Here is a 16,704-nt window from a genome sequence, read left to right as displayed (position 1 = left end):
ACTGCATGGGCCCGCAAGGGCATCAGGCCTGTTCTACCTGACACATCAGCGGATGCTGATTCTCCCGGGCGTATTCCACCACTTGCGTGGCTTTTGTTTCGGCAATGTCCTGGGGGTACACCCCACACACCGCCTTTCCTTCAGTGTGCACCGTGAGCATGACCCGTGTGGCCTGCTCCCGGCCCAGATTGAAGAAGTCTTCCAATATCTCTACCACAAAATCCATCGGGGTGTAGTCGTCATTCAACATCAACACCTTATACATGGATGGGGGCTTAAGCTTTGGCTTGGCCTCTTCCACGGCCATGTCACCGTGTCGGTCCGGGTCTGAGGGGGAATCTGCCGGCCCGCCGCGTAGCGTGCCTGTTTCGTCAATCATTACCGGATGCCAATCTTGCTGATGCCAATTCATAAAGCCTCAAAACCGTTGTAACCCTGCTGGCGTCAGCAGGCAATGAAGAAATGATGGGTGGTCAGTGTTTTTTCAATCCCCCCGCTACAAATCAATTCCAATGGATGATTTCACGGGGTTGACACCCTGCTGTGCATGTTTAAAAGTTGCACAATAGACTCAGGCGCCAGTTTACCGCAGCGGGAAGCCAGAGGATAAAAATAAACATATTCGCCATTGGATAGGCAGAGGGAAGGACCATGGCAACGGGACGAGTAAAGTGGTTTAACAACGCCAAGGGCTACGGTTTTATACGCCCGGACGAAGGGGGCGAAGACTTGTTCGTCCACTATTCCTACATTCAAATGGATGGCTACAAAAGCCTGAAAGCCGGACAGCCCGTGGAATACGAGGTGCAACCGGCCAACAAAGGGTTCCACGCCATCAACCTGCGCGCCAACGAAGAAGCCAGTAATGAAGAAGGCGCCACTGAAGATCAGACGACGCCTTCCTGACCCGCCCTGCCTGCTGGCGGGTCTTCCACGCTAAAACCCTTATCGGTTCAACCGGGCGCCCTCAGGCGCCCATATGCCCCACCACTGCATCTCCGAACTCTGAACACTTCAGCAACGTCGCATCGGGCATCAGTCGCTCGAAGTCGTAAGTCACTGTCTTCGCCGCGATAGCACCTTCCACACCATTGATAATCAGGTCGGCCGCATCGTTCCAGCCCATGTGGCGCAGCATCATTTCCGCGGAGAGAATCAGCGAACCGGGGTTTACCTTATCCTGGCCAGCATACTTGGGCGCGGTGCCGTGAGTGGCCTCGAACAAGGATACGGAGCCGCCAATGTTGGCCCCCGGTGCGATCCCGATGCCCCCGACTTCCGCTGCCAGCGCGTCGGAAATGTAATCACCGTTCAGATTCAGGGTGGCAATCACGCTGTAATCCGCCGGGCGCATCAGAATCTGCTGCAGAAATGCATCTGCAATCACATCCTTAATGATGATTTCCTTGCCGGTATTAGGGTTTTTCATGGTCATCCAAGGCCCACCATCCAGCAATTCAGCACCAAAACGTTCACCGGCAAGCTGGTAACCCCAATCCTTAAAGGCCCCCTCGGTGTACTTCATGATGTTGCCTTTGTGCACCAGGGTGACGGAATCCTTGTCGTTGTCGATGGCATACTGGATCGCCTTGCGAACCAGCCGCTGGGTACCTTCACGGGACACCGGCTTAACGCCAATACCGCAGCCTTCCGGGAAGCGGATCTGGGTAACACCCATTTCTTCACGCAGGAAACGAATCAACTTGGTCGCTTCCGGGCTGTCGGCCGCCCATTCAATGCCCGCATAAATATCTTCGGAATTCTCTCGGAAGATAATCATATCAGTCAGCTCAGGGTGAACCACCGGGCTGGGCACCCCTTCGAAATAGCGCACCGGACGCATGCAGGTGTAAAGGTCCAGCTCCTGACGCAGAGACACGTTAAGGGAGCGGATGCCACCACCCACCGGCGTGGTCAGCGGCCCCTTGATGCCCACGGTGAACTCCCGCAAGGCTTCCAGAGTTTCTTCGGGCAGCCACTCATCGGGCCCATATACGACGGTAGCTTTTTCCCCGGCGAACACTTCCATCCAGGTGATGCCACGCTTGGTGCCGTAGGCTTTCTCCACGGCTGCATTAACCACTTTGATCATCACTGGTGAAATATCGACACCAATGCCATCCCCTTCGATATAAGGAATAATCGGATGATTGGGGACATTCAGGGACAGGTCCGCATTAACTGTGATTTTGTCACCGTCTGCAGGAACCGTGATCTTTTGGTATCCCATCTACACTTCTCCCTCTGAATAAAAGCAAATTCGGCCTCTGCTCGCGAGTATAGCATCGAGCCAAAGGCTGGGTGGAGCACCGGTTTGGCACTTAAGTGATCTGCGACAAGGGGCGTGTCGTAACGGAGGGCGCCCGGCGATTGGGCTCAATAGCGGGCATCAGGGGGATCATTGAAAAGCCTTGCAGGGCAGGCCCCGCAGCACACATCTGCTGTGCTTTGTGGCCAGGCGATTCGCCTGTCGCCACAAAACTCAACAGCTGTACGCTTCTTCAGGTCAGGCAACAGCCTGCTAGAGTTTCTCCAAAATGGCGTTAAAGGTTGCACTGGGACGCATGGCAGCCGAGGCCTTGCTGAAATCCGGGTTATAGTAACCGCCGATATCAGTGGGCGAGCCTTGCACAGCAACCATTTCCTTCACGATTTGCTCTTCGTTTTCGGCCAACGCAGCGGCAATTTCCGTAAACTTGCCTTTCAACTCAGCATCGTCGTCTTGTGCCGCAAGGGCTTGTGCCCAGTACATGGCCACATAAAAATGACTAACCCGGTTATCCGGCTGGCCGACTTTCCGTGACGGTGACTTGTTCTCCTCCAGGTACAGTTCATTAGCCTTGTCCAGCGCGGCCGCAATCACTTTCGCCTTGCTGTTTCCATACTTTTCGCCGAGCTCCTGGATGGAAACCGCCAGTGCCAGAAACTCGCCAAGCGAATCCCAACGCAGGTGATTTTCCTCGAGAAACTGCTGAACGTGCTTGGGGGCCGAGCCGCCAGCACCGGTTTCGTAAAGTCCGCCACCGGCCATCAAGGGAACAATGGACAGCATCTTCGCGCTGGTTCCGAGTTCCAGAATCGGGAACAGGTCGGTGAGGTAATCACGCAGCACGTTGCCCGTTACTGAGATGGTGTCTTTGCCGCGGATCATGCGCTCCATGGTATAGCGGATTGCCTGAACCGGAGACATGATGCGGATATCCAGCCCGTCCGTATCGTGCTCCTCAAGGTATTCTTTCACCTTCAGGATCAGCTGTGCATCGTGAGCACGCTCCTTATCCAGCCAGAAAATGGCCGGGGTATCACTCTGCCGGGCACGGACAACGGCCAACTTCACCCAGTCACGAATAGGCAGGTCTTTCGCCTGGCACATACGCCAAATATCCCCTTTCTCCACATCGTGTGTCAACAACACCTGGCCATCTTCACGAACGATACGCATGGTGCCATTCCCGCAGGCCTCAAACGTCTTGTCGTGGGAGCCATATTCCTCAGCCTTCTGCGCCATCAAACCAACGTTAGGCACGGAACCACAGGTCACGGGATCAAAGGCGCCGTGGGTTTTGCAGAAGTTGATGACTTCCTGGTAGATGGTGGCGTAGGTACTTTCCGGGATGACCGCCTTGGTGTCCTTGAGCTTGCCATCGGCGCCGTACATTTTGCCGCCCTGACGGATCATCGCCGGCATGGAGGCATCCACGATCACATCAGAGGGCACGTGCAGGTTGGAAATCCCGCGGTCGGAATCAACCATGGCCAGCTCAGGGCGGTGCAGGTAACAGGCGCGGATGGTTGTCTCAATTTCAAGACGCTGGGAAATCGGCAATTCTTCAATTTTCTGGTAGATGTGACTCAAACCATTATTCGGGTTAGCGCCAATCGCTTCCAACACATCGCCATGCTTATCAAACAGCTCCTTGTAGAAGCGCCTTACCGCATGACCAAACACAATGGGGTGAGACACCTTCATCATGGTGGCTTTTACGTGCAGGGAAAACAGCATGCCGGTGTTCTTGGCATCTTCAATCTGCTTGTCGAAAAAGTCGCTGAGCGCATTCTGACTCATGTACATGGCATCAATGACTTCGCCATCGAGAAGCGGTAGCTCTGGCTTCTTGACCGTGATATTGCCGTCTACATCTTCAAATTCGATGCGCACTTTGCAGGCCTTCTCGATAGTCGAGGAGGTCTCATGGGAAAAGAAGTCTCCGCCGCGCATGTGTGCAACATGGGTGCGCGAAGCCGGGCTCCAATACCCCATGCTATGCGGGTTTTTGCGCGCATAATTTTTAACCGCAATGGGCGCGCGACGATCAGAGTTACCTTCACGAAGTACCGGATTCACTGCAGAGCCAAGAATCTTGGTGTAACGGGCCAAGATGTCCTCTTCTTCCTCGTTCTGAGGTTCATCAGGGTATTCCGGCACGTTATAACCATGCTCATTCAGTTCAGCGATAGCGGCCCGCAGCTGATGAATGGAAGCACTGATATTGGGAAGCTTGATAATGTTGGCTTCCGGGTCTTGGGTCAGCTCCCCAAGCTCGGCGAGAGTATCATTCACCTTCTGATCGTCAGACAGATGCTCAGGAAAACTGGCGAGGATGCGGGTAGCGAGGGAAATATCGCTACTTTCAACTTCAATGCCGGCGATTGAAGTGAATTTTTCAATAATGGGTAAAAAGGAATAGGTCGCCAGCGCGGGCGCCTCATCGGTCATGGTGTAAATAATTTTAGGCGTGGTCATAGAATTACAAGGTCCCAATTGTATTGGTAGAGCTTTCCGCCTGATATCAGTCGGCTTTTGGCCGTCAGATCAGCGGGCACCCAACAGGAGTGCTCCCTCCGAATAAAACTGTATTCTGCATAGGCTGGCGAGTATAGCACTGACCGTTTAGCCTTGTTAGGACAAGCGGTAGCAACCGCAGACCAACAACAGTCATCGATACTCACCCCATGGCGCAATTGATCTTACTTAACAAACCGTTTCAGGTCCTCTCCCAGTTCAGCGACGACCAGGGCCGGCGAACACTGCACGAGTGCGTGCCGGTGCCCGGCGTATACCCGGCCGGTCGACTGGACTGGGATTCTGAAGGCCTGTTGTTGCTGACCGATGACGGCGCCCTGCAGGCACGCATCAGCGATCCACGGTACAAACTTCCCAAAACCTATCTGGTCCAGGTGGAAGGCAAGCCTGGTGAGCAGGAAGTGCAAAAACTGCGCCAAGGCATCACCCTGAAGGACGGCCCCACACGGCCAGCAAAAGTCGAACTGATTGAGTCTCCCACCTTGTGGCCGCGCAATCCGCCTGTCCGTTCGCGTAAAACCGTACCCGATAGCTGGCTCAGGCTCACTATAGACGAAGGTCGAAATCGACAAGTGCGGCGAATGACCGCAGCCATAGGACACCCCACACTGCGACTGGTTCGCTGGCAGATTGGCGAGTGGTGCATTGACGCCTTGGCGCCCGGGGAATGGCGCTCTATGACGGTTCATGCGCCGAAGCCGCCTGCAGCCAGGCAGCGGCGGCCTCGTCATCGCTCTGGCGGGCCTCGACCCAAATCCAGCGGCCGTCGATAAGCTCTTTCTTCCAGAACGGCGCACGGGTTTTCAGCAGATCCATGATAAAGGCACAGGCTGCAAACGCGTCCTGGCGATGCGGGGCGCTGACGGCCACCTGCACGATGTCCTCAGCGACCACCATGGTGCCAACTCTGTGCACCACCCAGGCACCATTGAGGTGCCATTCCCGTCCGGCCTGATCGACAATGGTGCGCAATGCGCCCTCCGTCATGCCGGGGTAGTGCTCCAGATGAAGGGCCTCTACCCTGCCCTGCTCATCACGCACCTGGCCGCAGAACTGCACCATGGCGCCGCTCAGGCCCGCGTCGCGAAGCCAGTCAGACGGCTGCGCAGGCACCAGCGCCGTGTCCGTGACGGCCACATGAATCTTCATCCGCCGGTCACCGGGGGAAACAAGGCCACCACATCGCCATCACTGATCACTGCCTGCTCCTGGCTGAGCGCCTCGTTCACCGCCACCATATAACGGGGGGTCGCCTCCAGCGCACGAGCCACCATCTCATTCTCGTCAGCCAGCCAGGACACCAGCATCGCCACCGTACCGACACCGTCCGGCGGGGTTACCGTCAGGCTGTCACTACCCACCCGCTCACGCAAAGCGGCAAAAAAACGTATCTCAATCACCTCAACTCTCCCGACGAAACTGGCCACTGCGGCCACCGGATTTTTCCAGCAGGCACACGTTTTCAATCACCATGCCCCGATCCACCGCCTTGCACATATCATAGAGGGTCAGGCTGGCCACCGATGCGGCGGTCAATGCCTCCATTTCCACGCCTGTAGTACCTTTGAGCTTGCAGGTTGCCTGGACGCTCAGCACATCCACCCCCTCCGGCTCGATAGTCACCGTAACCCCGGTCAGCAACAGCGGGTGGCACAATGGAATCAGATCCCAGGTCTTCTTTGCCGCCTGAATTCCGGCAATCCGGGCGGTGGCGAGCACATCACCCTTGGGGTGTTCGCTACCCAGTATCATTTGCAGCGTAGCCGGCTGCATACGTACCCGCGCCTGCGCAGTGGCGGTACGTTGAGTAGTGTCTTTGTCGGTCACATCCACCATCTGGGCCCGGCCGCTATCGTCCAGGTGGGTAAATCGTTGCTCTGTCATGCTCAGAGGAGTCTCCGCTCTGTTGTCTGTGGCGCCGCTGCGCTACCATTCCCGCCTTTCCAGAATTGAATGAAGCATCGCCATCAGCCTGTAACGGCACCCGGTGCTTCCTGTCCGGTAGGATACGCTATGAACAGCTTTGAGCCGCACATTACTGTGGCCTGCGTAGTCGAACAAGACGGCCGCTTCCTGTTTGTCCGTGAAATGAGCAAGGGTGAGGAAGTATTGAACCAGCCCGCGGGCCATGTGGAGTTCGGCGAGAACCTGATGCAGGCCGCCTACCGCGAAACCCTGGAAGAAAGCGCTTGGCAGGTGGAAATCACTGACCTGCTTGGCTGGTACATTTTCCAGCCGCACAAGGGCGCGGGGGTCTATTACCGCACCTGCTTCGTGGCCAGACCGATCAGCCACGACCCCAGACAGAAACTCGACACCGGCATTCTCGAAGCCGAATGGCTGACCCCGGACGAGTTCCGCGCCCGTCGGCACCAGCACCGTAGCGCCCTAGTAGAAAAATGCCTAGAGGATTATTTGTCCGGGCGCCGACTGCCCCTGGACAGCATTTATCAGCACCCCTGGCCTCTGCAGAGAGGATGATTTGTCATGAGTAAGGCCCCAAAAGACACCCATGTCATCGTCGGTATGTCCGGCGGTGTGGACTCCTCCGTGGCAGCGGCCCGCCTGATCGATGCGGGTTATCAGGTCGAAGGCCTGTTCATGAAGAACTGGAACGAGGACGACGGCACCGATTACTGCACCGCCCGGGAAGATTTGCTCGACGCTATGCAGGTGGCCGGCGTGCTGGGCATAGAGCTGCACACCGCCAACTTTGCCGAGCAGTACTGGGATCGCGTATTCGCCCACTTTCTCGCTGAATACAAGGCCGGGCGCACCCCCAACCCGGACATCCTCTGCAACAAGGAAATCAAGTTTCAGGCATTCCTTGATCATGCCATCACTCTTGGCGCCGACTACATCGCCACGGGCCATTACTCTCAGGTCAGCCATGGCGACAAAGCGCAGCTGTTACGCGCAGTCGACACCAACAAGGACCAGACCTATTTCCTGCACGCGGTGGACTACCAGAAATTCGACCGCACCCTTTTCCCGCTGGGCGATCTGGAAAAACCGGAAGTACGCCGCATCGCCGAAGAAAAAGGCTTCGACAACCACAAGAAAAAAGACTCCACCGGCATCTGCTTTATCGGTGAGCGCCGCTTCAAGGACTTCCTTGAGCAGTACCTGCCTGCCCAGCCCGGCACCATTGAAGATGATCAAGGCAATGTTATCGGCAAACACGACGGGCTCATGTACTACACCCTGGGCCAACGCCAGGGGCTGGGCATCGGCGGCCTGGCCAGTGCCAGCGAAGCGCCTTGGTATGTGGCCGGCAAGGACCTGGAGCGCAATGTGCTGCTTGCCGTTCAGGGCACCGATCACCCGTTGCTCTATAGTCGTGAACTGACCAGCGCGCCCATGCAGTGGGTTGCCCTGGAAGCACCGACGTTGCCAGCCCGGCTCACCGCCAAGACCCGCTACCGTCAACCCGACCAGGCCTGCACGGTCAGCGATGCCGGGGAAGGCCGGGTTCACGTCATATTTGATGAACCGCAACGCGCCGTCACCCCCGGTCAGTCCGTGGTGTTCTACGATGACCCGGTCTGCCTGGGCGGCGCCGTTATTGAGGAAACCGCATGAGCGAACGTTTCTCACCGGAACAACAGCAACTGCTGGCGCTGGCCGCCGTGTTAGAAGCCGCCCAGCTGGCTGACGATGTGGCCCAGCGTGGCGACTGTGACCCAAAGGCCTTCGAGGCGCTGATTGCCGGGGTCATGGCGCTGGATGCCGACGATTTCGATAGCATCTATGCCCAACCCGCTCGGCTCCGCGAAGGCGTCAGCCTGCTCAACCGCAGCCTGAACAAGGACTCCGCCGGCGCTAACCTGCGCCCACTGAACTACGGCCTGGCTCTGCTCCACCTGGCCGGCAAGTTGCGCAAAAACGACGACACCGTGAGCATTCTACGCAACCGGTTGCTGGCGCTAAGCGGTCAGCAAGCACACTTTGACAAATTCTCTGACGATGCTTTTTGTCACCGTATCGCCGGCATTTATGTGGATACCCTGGGCACCTTTCGCTTCCGCATTCAGGTCAAGGGCGATCCAGCCCACCTACAAGACGATGACAAGGCCGCCCGCATCCGCGCCCTGTTCCTCGCCGGGGTCCGCGCCGCCTTCCTCTGGCACCAGCTGGGCGGGCGTCGCTGGCACCTCCTGTTCCACCGAAAGCGCCTTCTTGCCCTTATTGATTCCATTGATATCAATAACTTATAGGCAGCTGTTAAAGCTATAAATAGCTTAGCTTTTACCCCTCGCCAACGGCGGCGCAGTTTACGGAATTTTGCTGTATGATTGCGCCGCCTTTGGAATGTACGTGTACGTACCTATTTGGACGATATTCGGGAGCCTGACATGTCCAGCCTTACCTCTTTGACTGCCATTTCACCGGTAGACGGTCGTTACGCCAGCAAAGTCGATGCACTGCGCAACACCACCAGTGAATACGGCCTGATCCGCTTCCGCGTCCATGTGGAAGTCAGCTGGCTGGAACAGCTGGCCCACGACAAAAGCATCCCGGAAGTCCCTCTGATGAGTGGCCAGGCCGCCTGGAACCTGCGTGGCATCACTCGCGATTTCGAACCTCAGCATGCCGAGCGCATCAAGGCCATCGAAGCCACCACCAATCACGATGTGAAGGCGGTGGAATATTTCATCAAGGAACAGATGGCAGAACACGACGAACTGGCCAACATGAGCGAGTTCGTGCATTTCGCCTGCACCAGCGAGGACATCAATAACCTGTCCTACTCCCTGATGCTGCGCGAAGCGCGGGAAACCCTGCTGCCGAAAATGGACCAGGTAATCAGCGCCATCCGCAAACAGGCCCACGCCCAGGCTGACCAACCGATGCTGTCGCGCACCCATGGTCAGTCCGCCTCCCCCACCACCGTGGGGAAGGAAATGGCCAACGTAGTCGCTCGCCTGCAACGCCAGCGCGACCAGTTCGCCGCCGTGGAATTGCTCGGCAAAATCAATGGCGCCGTGGGGAACTACAATGCCCACCTGTCCGCCTACCCAGACGTGGACTGGGAAGCCTTCGCACGCCGCTTTGTGGAAGGCCTGGGGCTCACCTTCAACCCCTTCACCACCCAGATCGAACCGCACGACTGCATCGCCGAATACTTCCACGCACTGATGCGTTTCAACACCATCCTGCTGGACTTCGATCGTGACGTGTGGGGCTACATTTCCCTGGGCTACTTCAAGCAGCGCACCGTGGAAGGCGAAGTCGGCTCCTCCACCATGCCGCACAAGGTCAACCCCATTGACTTCGAGAACTCCGAAGGCAACCTGGGCCTGGCCAATGCCATCATGGATCATCTGGCCGCCAAACTGCCCATGTCCCGCTGGCAGCGTGACCTGACCGACTCCACCGTACTGCGTAACGTGGGCGTGGGCTTGGCCCACAGCGTCATTGCCTTCGAAGCCAGCCTGAAAGGCATCAGCAAGCTGGAAGTGAACCCGGCGCGCCTGGACGAAGACCTGGATGCGGCCTGGGAAGTACTCGCCGAGCCAATTCAAACCGTCATGCGTCGCTACGGCATCGAAAAGCCCTATGAAAAACTCAAGGCCCTGACCCGCGGCAAGGACGGCATCAATCAGGATACCCTGACCGCCTTCATCAATGAGCTGGCGATCCCCGATGAAGCCAAGGAAATCCTGCTGGCCATGACCCCGGCCACCTATGTGGGCAATGCCGCCCAGCAAGCCCGCAGCATCTGATGCCCTCAAAGCACCCGCTGCCTACCTTCACGCTGCCGCTCACCCCGGCAGCGTTTTTGCGTGAACATTGGCAGAAAAAGCCCCTGTTCATGCCTGGTGCTGCCCGCGGGCTGGACCAACCCGACGCCAACACTCTGGCGGGGCTAGCCCTGGAAGAGTCCGTGGAAGCGCGCATCATCACCGGGACCGATAACGGCCCCTGGTCGGTGCTGCAAAGCCCGCTGGACGACAATGTCTTCGAGACCCTTGGCGAGGTGAACTGGACCCTTTTAGTCCAGTCCGTTGATCACTTCCTAACCGACACTTCACTGCTGCTGGATGATTTTGCCTTCCTGCCCAACTGGCGGGTGGAAGACATCATGATCAGCTACGCCGCCAAAGGCGGCAGTGTCGGCCCGCATTTCGACCGCTATGACGTCTTCCTGATTCAGGCCGCGGGCAACCGCCGCTGGCAGCTTGGCGACGTCTGCGACGAAAGCACACCCCGCCAATCCACCGATCAGCTAAAACTGGTGGCCGATATGCCGGTACGCGAAGAATTCGTCGCCGGCCCCGGCGACGTGCTCTACCTACCCCCGGGCGTGGCTCACCACGGCGTCGCCGAAGACAACGATTGTATTACCTGGTCAGTGGGCTTTCGTGCCCCGGATTACCAGATGCTGATGGCCGAGATTGCCGGCGAATGCCTGGCCGAATCCGACAGCCAACTGTTCGCCGACCCAGATCGGGGTGTCACGCCCGACCCCACGGTACTGGCCGACGCCGACCGTCAGCAGCTGATTCGCGGGGCCCTGGACCTGCTCCAACCGGATGCCATCGAACGGGCTGTTTATCGCTGGCTATCCACCCCCCGGCTGGATGGCCTTGAATTTGCGATAGATGATCACCATATCCGCGAACGCGATAGTAGCGTGGCCCTGGTTCGTCATGGCAGCGCGCGCCTGCTCATGCAGGGCAAACTGGCCTGGCTCAACGGCGACAGCCACACGCTAACAGAACAACAACGCCCGCTGGTGCAGCTATTGGCCAGCAAAAGACGCTACCAAGAAAGCGAGCTGGACGCAGTTATGACGCCCGCCGCAAGAGAATTGCTTCATGAATGGATTGAACAGGGCTACTTCGCCCCACTATAACGAGACCCCTATGGCTATCAGCATTATCGAAACCCGTTGGGACCAACACGAAGCCGCCCTGCGCAACCTCCGCCAGAACGTCTTTATCAATGAACAGCGTGTGCCGGAAGAGCTCGAGTGGGATGGCGAAGACAGCGCCGCCATTCACTTTCTCGCCCTGGACGCAGACCAACAGCCCGTGGGCTGTATTCGCCTCCTGCCCAGCGGCCAGATTAGCCGCCTGTGTGTGCTCTCCGAGCAGCGCAATAACGGCGTCGGCAGCTCCCTGCTGGTTGCCGCCGAAGAAGCAGCCCGCGGCAACGGCATGGAAGAAATCTTCCTCCACGCGCAGACCCACGCCACCAGCTTCTACGAAGCCGCCGGCTTCTCAGTGTCCGGGGGAATTTTTATGGATGCCAACATCCCCCACCGACAAATGTTCAAGCCGCTGATCTAGCCTATGCAGCTAGTCATCGGTGACGACGACACCCTGCATCACCCTGCCCGCAGTGACGCCGGCACGGCACTGGCGACGTTAATCGTCTCCAGTCGCCGCAGCCTGTGGCTTCGCGCTCCCGTACTGGACGCCCTGACCGATAACGTCGACGTGTGCAATGCCATCAAGACACTGGCCCTGAGCAGTGCCCGGGCCGATATCCGCATTCTGTTTGATCACCTGGGCAGCGCGGTGCGCAACGGCCACCGGCTGATTCACCTGTCACGGCGCCTGCCCTCAAGAATCACCCTGCGCCAGACCCAGCAAGACGACAACGATACCCAGCTGTGCTTTGCCATCGCCGACGGCACTGGCCTGTTTGAAGCCAGCGGCTGGCCCCGGCCCGCCCGACTCGACCTGAGTGGACACCGGCTGCCCCGTGCGCCGCGGCTAGGCAAACAGTTTAGGGAGCATTGGGAACGGGCTGGCGGATCACAGGAGCTGCGTGAGCTGAGGCTTTGAATGTCGGATTACGGCTACGCCTAATACGACCTACTTGGCTTGAAAGGTCGATTTTTGTAGGTCGTGTTTACCCAAGGGCACAGAGAGCCCGAAGGGCGTAACCCGACAATCTTTCAATCCACGATCAAACTGGCGGTCAGCTGCCAGATCGCCTGCCCGCTGGCCAGATACTTTTCCTCGAAATCCGTGGCGGCCTCCCCGTCTACCGCTAACGGCGCCAGCACCGCGTCAATCTCACTGATTGCCAGTGCCGCCTGAACCTCCTCAAGATACACCGGCCAGTTGCTGCGTAATTCCAGCTCACCCCCCAATGCCAGCACAGAGGGCCACACCGGGTGGCCCTGCCAGCGACGCTTGAGGTGGGCGCTTTTCGGCCAGGGGTTCGGATAAAGAATCTGATGGCGGGCAAGCTGCCAATTCGCCTGCTGCATCAAACGCCACAACCCGGTGCAATCCGCGCGCAGGAACAGCAGATTGTCCGGCGGCTGCAACCAACGGCGCCCGCCGCGCTCGAGCCGGTTAGCTGACTGATCCACACCGATCACCAGGGCATCCGGATTCGCGTGAGCCAACAGCACAGAAGAACGGCCCGTGCCACAGCCGGAGTCCAACATCAGCGCACGATCGTGACCACTATCATCGCGCCAGGCACGTGCCTGTTCGAATGCGGCACGGTCATGATCGGCAATGGGAGCTTGCCACACCGAAGCCAGATGTTTGCGCACCACCTTATCCAGATCATTATGAACGCCCGACTGGTTCGAGCTGACCGCACGGCTGTTGGCAAACATGGTATTCCTGACTGGCGAAGCGACTCACGGGAGGCACATTGTAGGCATGGCGGTCGCCAGTGCCACCCCTTGTTGGAATTTGGGTGGATTGGCGACTCCCATGGCACTGGCTAGCCAGCACAGGCAGCGCTACTGTAGGAAGCAAGAACGCCCTGCGCCGAACGCCAACTCAACGAGGACACCATGCGCCTGTGCCTGACACTGCTTGTCATCCTGCTCACCCTTCCCGGCCTCTCAACCGCGGACGACATGAGCATTCACGTGCTGGAGCGCCCGGATGCCCCCGCCCTGGTCCCTGTCATTGAGCCGTTATTACCGGCTGGCGGCTCCGTTCGCGCCTATCGCGGCAAACTGATTATACGTACCAGCGAAGCCAGCATGCGGGAACTGCAAAGCGTACTGGGCGGCCTGGAAGCCACACCTTCAACCCTGATCGTGCACCTGCGACGCCAGCAGAACAGCAGCCGCCAACAAGGCGGTATCGATAGCAACGTTCGCGGCCGAATTGAGTCCGGCCAAGCGCCAGTGATCCAGGGCGAGGTTCGCATCGGCCAGCAGAGCCAGCAACAGCAGCGTGAGGATCATTACCAGATTCGTACTCTCAGTGGTTACCCGGCCAATGTCAGCCAAGGCACCCTGGTTGCCCTCAGCGGCGGCTATTACGGCACCACCTTTGCGCAGCTGGATCAGGGGATTCAGGTCACCCCACAACTGAGCCCGGACGGCAGTGTGGTACTTCAGATCAGCCAGCGCTTTGACCAACCCACCCGCCACAACACCGCGCGCACCCAACACAGCGCCACCACCCTGCGGGTTACACCGGGCCACTGGCAGCCCATGGGCAGCATTAGCGTGACAGAAAGCGGAACCCGCCAAGGCATTGGCGACTACCAAAGTGGGCAGCGAAGCATGACCTTGCCGTTGGAAGTGATGGTGGAAAAGGAGTAGCTACAAGCTGCAACGCGGGTTGAGCCGCGTGCCAACACCTTGCTCGGTATGCCCGCGACATTCAGTTGAAAGTTCAAAGTGAAAAGTTGGAAAAGAAAACCAAGGAGCTTGTCCGGTTTTCCTATCCAAGCTTGTAGCTTGTAGCGCGCCCACAAAAAAGCCCCGACTTAGCGGGGCTTTTTCTGTGTGCTCGAAAGCCTTACTGGGCTTTCAGCTCACGGCGACGACGGTGCAGAACCGGTTCGGTGTAGCCGCTCGGCTGTGCGCAGCCTTCGAATACCAGCTCGCAAGCTGCCTGGAAGGCAACGGAGCCGTCGAAGTCTTTGGCCATCGGCACATAGTCCGGATCGTTGGCGTTCTGACGATCCACCACTTCCGCCATGCGCTTCATGGTTTCCAGTACCTGCTCTTTGCTGCAGATACCGTGGTGCAGCCAGTTGGCCACGTGCTGGCTGGAAATCCGCAGGGTCGCGCGGTCTTCCATCAGGCCCACATCCTTGATGTCCGGCACTTTGGAGCAACCGACACCACTATCAATCCAGCGCACCACATAACCCAGCATGCCTTGAGCGTTGTTATCCAGCTCCTGCTGGATTTCCTCAGCGGTCAACTCGCGGGTCAGCAATGGGATCGTAAGGATGTCGTCCAGAGATGCACGGGCACGGCTGGCCAGCTTTTCCTGGACCTCAGCCACATTGATCTCGTGGTAGTGGGTCACGTGCAGGGTCGCTGCAGTGGGTGACGGTACCCAAGCACAGTTGGCACCGGCTTTCGGGTGACCGGCCTTGTTGGCCATCATCTGCGCCATTTCGTCAGGCATGGCCCACATGCCTTTACCGATCTGGGCGTGGCCTTTCAGGCCGCATTCCAGGCCGATATCCACGTTCCAGTCTTCGTAAGCGCCAATCCACGGCAGGGATTTCATTTCGCCCTTGGGTGCCATGGGGCCCGCTTCCATGGAGGTGTGCATTTCGTCACCGGTGCGATCCAGGAAACCGGTGTTGATGAAGATGACACGCTCCTTCGCCTGACGGATACACTCCTTCAGGTTCACAGTGGTGCGACGCTCTTCATCCATAATGCCAATTTTCAAGGTGTTAGCGGCCAAACCTAATGCTTTTTCTACACGATCGAACAACTCAACGGCGAAGGCAACTTCTTCCGGGCCGTGCATTTTCGGCTTCACGATATACACGGAACCGGTGCGGCTGTTGCTCACCTTGTTGATCTTTTTCAGGTCGTGCATGGCGGCCAGCACGGTGACCATGCCATCCATGATGCCTTCCGGGGTTTCTTCACCGTTGTGCAGGATCGCCGGGTTGGTCATCAAGTGACCCACGTTGCGCACCAGTAGCAGGGAGCGACCGTGCAGGCTCAGGGAAGAGCCGTCCAGCGCGGTGTATTCACGGTCCGCGTTCATGGAACGGGTCAGGGTCTTGCCGCCCTTCTGGAAGCTTTCTTCCAGATCGCCTTTCATCAGGCCGGCCCAGTTGCGGTACACCTCGACCTTGTCTTCCGCGTCAACGGCGGCAACAGAGTCTTCGCAATCCTGGATGGTGGTAATGGCAGATTCCAGCAGCACGTCTTTCATGTTGGACGCATCGTCAGCACCGATCGGGTGGCTGGCGTCGAACTGGATTTCTGCGTGCAGGTTGTTGTGCTTCACCAACACACCGGTGGGTGCGGCAGCATCGCCCACGTAACCCTGCAGCTGGGAGGCGTCTTTCAGGCCGGTTTTCTCTGCGCCCAGAGAGACCACCAGTTTACCGTCTTCGATAGCGTAGCCGGTGCTGTCCTTGTGGGAGCCGCTGGCCAGCGGGAAGTTGTTATCCAGGAAATCACGGGCCCAGGCAATCACCTTGGCGCCACGTTTGGGGTTATACGCGCCGCCTTTCTCGGCACCGCCTTCGTCGGAGATCACATCGGTGCCATAAAGGGCATCGTACAGGCTACCCCAGCGAGCATTCGCAGCATTCAGCGCAAAACGGGCGTTTTTCACCGGTACCACCAGCTGCGGGCCGGCAATGGTGCCAATTTCGGCATCCACGTTTTCGGTGGTGACGTTGAAGTCTTCGCCTTCGGGCAGCAGGTAACCGATCTCGGTCAGGAACTGCTTGTACTCAGCCATGTCGATGGCCTGCCCCGCACGGGCCTTGTGCCATGCGTCGATCTGCTTCTGCAAATCGTCACGCTTGGCCAGCAACGCTTTGTTCTTGGGGGCGAGGTCATTGAGGATGCTTTCCAGCTCGGCCCAGAAGTGTTCCGGGTCAACGCCGGTACCCGGCGCAATCTCGTTGACTACCAGATCATGGAGTTCGGCGGCGATTTCCAGGCCACCCTTCTGAATACGATCGGTCATGGTGCT

General features: G+C 58.2%; 18 protein-coding genes. 10 read left to right on the top strand and 8 right to left on the bottom strand.

Translation table 11 applies throughout. From position 1 onward, the window contains the following. Nucleotides 1-22: 22 nt before the first annotated feature. Nucleotides 23-379 carry an ATP-dependent Clp protease adapter ClpS gene (gene clpS, locus ABNH18_RS08195; RefSeq protein ID WP_050760192.1) on the bottom strand — a complete coding sequence of 119 codons (357 nt, stop codon included), beginning with the start codon at nucleotides 377-379 and terminating at the stop codon, nucleotides 23-25. A gap of 272 nt (nucleotides 380-651) precedes the next feature. Between clpS and ABNH18_RS08190 the strand changes: the two genes are divergently transcribed. Beyond that, nucleotides 652-906: a cold-shock protein gene (locus tag ABNH18_RS08190; RefSeq protein WP_349382351.1), complete on the top strand. Its 255-nt coding sequence runs from the start codon at nucleotides 652-654 to the stop codon at nucleotides 904-906. A 61-nt stretch (nucleotides 907-967) separates the two neighbouring features. Here ABNH18_RS08190 and icd read toward each other — a convergent pair whose 3' ends face one another. Together icd and ABNH18_RS08180 are read right to left on the bottom strand one after the other, a co-directional pair. After that, nucleotides 968-2,230 (bottom strand): NADP-dependent isocitrate dehydrogenase, encoded by a 1,263-nt coding sequence (icd, locus tag ABNH18_RS08185; protein ID WP_349382350.1) that lies wholly within the window; start codon nucleotides 2,228-2,230, stop codon nucleotides 968-970. A 291-nt stretch (nucleotides 2,231-2,521) separates the two neighbouring features. Then, nucleotides 2,522-4,744 (bottom strand): NADP-dependent isocitrate dehydrogenase, encoded by a 2,223-nt coding sequence (locus ABNH18_RS08180; RefSeq protein ID WP_349382349.1) that lies wholly within the window; start codon nucleotides 4,742-4,744, stop codon nucleotides 2,522-2,524. A gap of 209 nt (nucleotides 4,745-4,953) precedes the next feature. On the opposite strand from ABNH18_RS08180, the gene ABNH18_RS08175 reads away from it, so the two are divergent. Further along, nucleotides 4,954-5,577 (top strand): pseudouridine synthase, encoded by a 624-nt coding sequence (locus ABNH18_RS08175; protein WP_349382348.1) that lies wholly within the window; start codon nucleotides 4,954-4,956, stop codon nucleotides 5,575-5,577. On the opposite strand, the gene ABNH18_RS08170 is transcribed toward ABNH18_RS08175, so the two are convergent. The 3 genes from ABNH18_RS08170 to moaC are packed head-to-tail and all read right to left on the bottom strand — an operon-like array spanning nucleotide 5,480 to nucleotide 6,688. Beyond that, nucleotides 5,480-5,953 carry a molybdenum cofactor biosynthesis protein MoaE gene (locus ABNH18_RS08170; protein ID WP_349382347.1) on the bottom strand — a complete coding sequence of 158 codons (474 nt, stop codon included), beginning with the start codon at nucleotides 5,951-5,953 and terminating at the stop codon, nucleotides 5,480-5,482. The genes ABNH18_RS08175 and ABNH18_RS08170 overlap by 98 nt on opposite strands. Then, entirely contained in the window at nucleotides 5,950-6,204 is a 255-nt protein-coding gene (gene moaD, locus ABNH18_RS08165; protein WP_349382346.1) for a molybdopterin converting factor subunit 1, read from the bottom strand. Before moaD ends, ABNH18_RS08170 begins: the two co-directional genes overlap by 4 nt. A 1-nt stretch (nucleotide 6,205) precedes the next feature. Further along, complete coding sequence (moaC, locus tag ABNH18_RS08160) at nucleotides 6,206-6,688, bottom strand: cyclic pyranopterin monophosphate synthase MoaC (protein ID WP_349382345.1); 483 nt, start codon at nucleotides 6,686-6,688, stop codon at nucleotides 6,206-6,208. 129 nt (nucleotides 6,689-6,817) lie between these two features. Here moaC and ABNH18_RS08155 point away from each other — a divergent pair, with 129 nt between their 5' ends. From ABNH18_RS08155 to ABNH18_RS08125, 7 genes are all read left to right on the top strand, one after another. Next, on the top strand, nucleotides 6,818-7,285 hold the full coding sequence (locus ABNH18_RS08155) for an NUDIX hydrolase (RefSeq protein ID WP_339343955.1): 468 nt from the start codon (nucleotides 6,818-6,820) through the stop codon (nucleotides 7,283-7,285). 6 nt (nucleotides 7,286-7,291) lie between these two features. Continuing rightward, complete coding sequence (mnmA, locus tag ABNH18_RS08150) at nucleotides 7,292-8,386, top strand: tRNA 2-thiouridine(34) synthase MnmA (RefSeq protein ID WP_349382344.1); 1,095 nt, start codon at nucleotides 7,292-7,294, stop codon at nucleotides 8,384-8,386. Next, nucleotides 8,383-9,021, top strand: a complete 639-nt coding sequence (hflD, locus tag ABNH18_RS08145) for a high frequency lysogenization protein HflD (RefSeq protein WP_349382343.1) — start codon at nucleotides 8,383-8,385, stop codon at nucleotides 9,019-9,021. The genes mnmA and hflD overlap by 4 nt, the downstream gene beginning before the upstream one ends. 138 nt (nucleotides 9,022-9,159) lie before the next feature. After that, the gene (purB, locus tag ABNH18_RS08140; protein ID WP_349382342.1) at nucleotides 9,160-10,530 is read left to right on the top strand and encodes an adenylosuccinate lyase; all 1,371 of its coding nucleotides are present in this window, start codon (nucleotides 9,160-9,162) and stop codon (nucleotides 10,528-10,530) included. Continuing rightward, nucleotides 10,530-11,663 (top strand): JmjC domain-containing protein, encoded by a 1,134-nt coding sequence (locus tag ABNH18_RS08135; RefSeq protein ID WP_349382341.1) that lies wholly within the window; start codon nucleotides 10,530-10,532, stop codon nucleotides 11,661-11,663. The genes purB and ABNH18_RS08135 overlap by 1 nt, the downstream gene beginning before the upstream one ends. A 10-nt stretch (nucleotides 11,664-11,673) precedes the next feature. Continuing rightward, nucleotides 11,674-12,099 (top strand): GNAT family N-acetyltransferase, encoded by a 426-nt coding sequence (locus ABNH18_RS08130; protein WP_349382340.1) that lies wholly within the window; start codon nucleotides 11,674-11,676, stop codon nucleotides 12,097-12,099. Between the two features lie 3 nt (nucleotides 12,100-12,102). After that, on the top strand, nucleotides 12,103-12,600 hold the full coding sequence (locus ABNH18_RS08125) for a DUF7931 domain-containing protein (protein WP_349382339.1): 498 nt from the start codon (nucleotides 12,103-12,105) through the stop codon (nucleotides 12,598-12,600). 113 nt (nucleotides 12,601-12,713) lie between these two features. On the opposite strand, the gene trmB is transcribed toward ABNH18_RS08125, so the two are convergent. Beyond that, nucleotides 12,714-13,391, bottom strand: a complete 678-nt coding sequence (gene trmB / locus ABNH18_RS08120) for a tRNA (guanine(46)-N(7))-methyltransferase TrmB (protein WP_349382338.1) — start codon at nucleotides 13,389-13,391, stop codon at nucleotides 12,714-12,716. A gap of 183 nt (nucleotides 13,392-13,574) precedes the next feature. Between trmB and ABNH18_RS08115 the strand changes: the two genes are divergently transcribed. Beyond that, nucleotides 13,575-14,339 (top strand): hypothetical protein, encoded by a 765-nt coding sequence (locus ABNH18_RS08115; RefSeq protein WP_349382337.1) that lies wholly within the window; start codon nucleotides 13,575-13,577, stop codon nucleotides 14,337-14,339. A 199-nt stretch (nucleotides 14,340-14,538) separates the two neighbouring features. On the opposite strand, the gene ABNH18_RS08110 is transcribed toward ABNH18_RS08115, so the two are convergent. Next, on the bottom strand, nucleotides 14,539-16,698 hold the full coding sequence (locus ABNH18_RS08110) for a malate synthase G (protein ID WP_349382336.1): 2,160 nt from the start codon (nucleotides 16,696-16,698) through the stop codon (nucleotides 14,539-14,541). Nucleotides 16,699-16,704: the final 6 nt, after the last annotated feature.

This window comes from Alcanivorax sp. (assembly GCF_040118815.1).
Lineage (GTDB): Bacteria > Pseudomonadota > Gammaproteobacteria > Pseudomonadales > Alcanivoracaceae > Alcanivorax.
The sequence above is the reverse complement of the archived record's forward strand: the minus strand, read 5'-3'. Positions and strand labels throughout refer to the sequence as shown.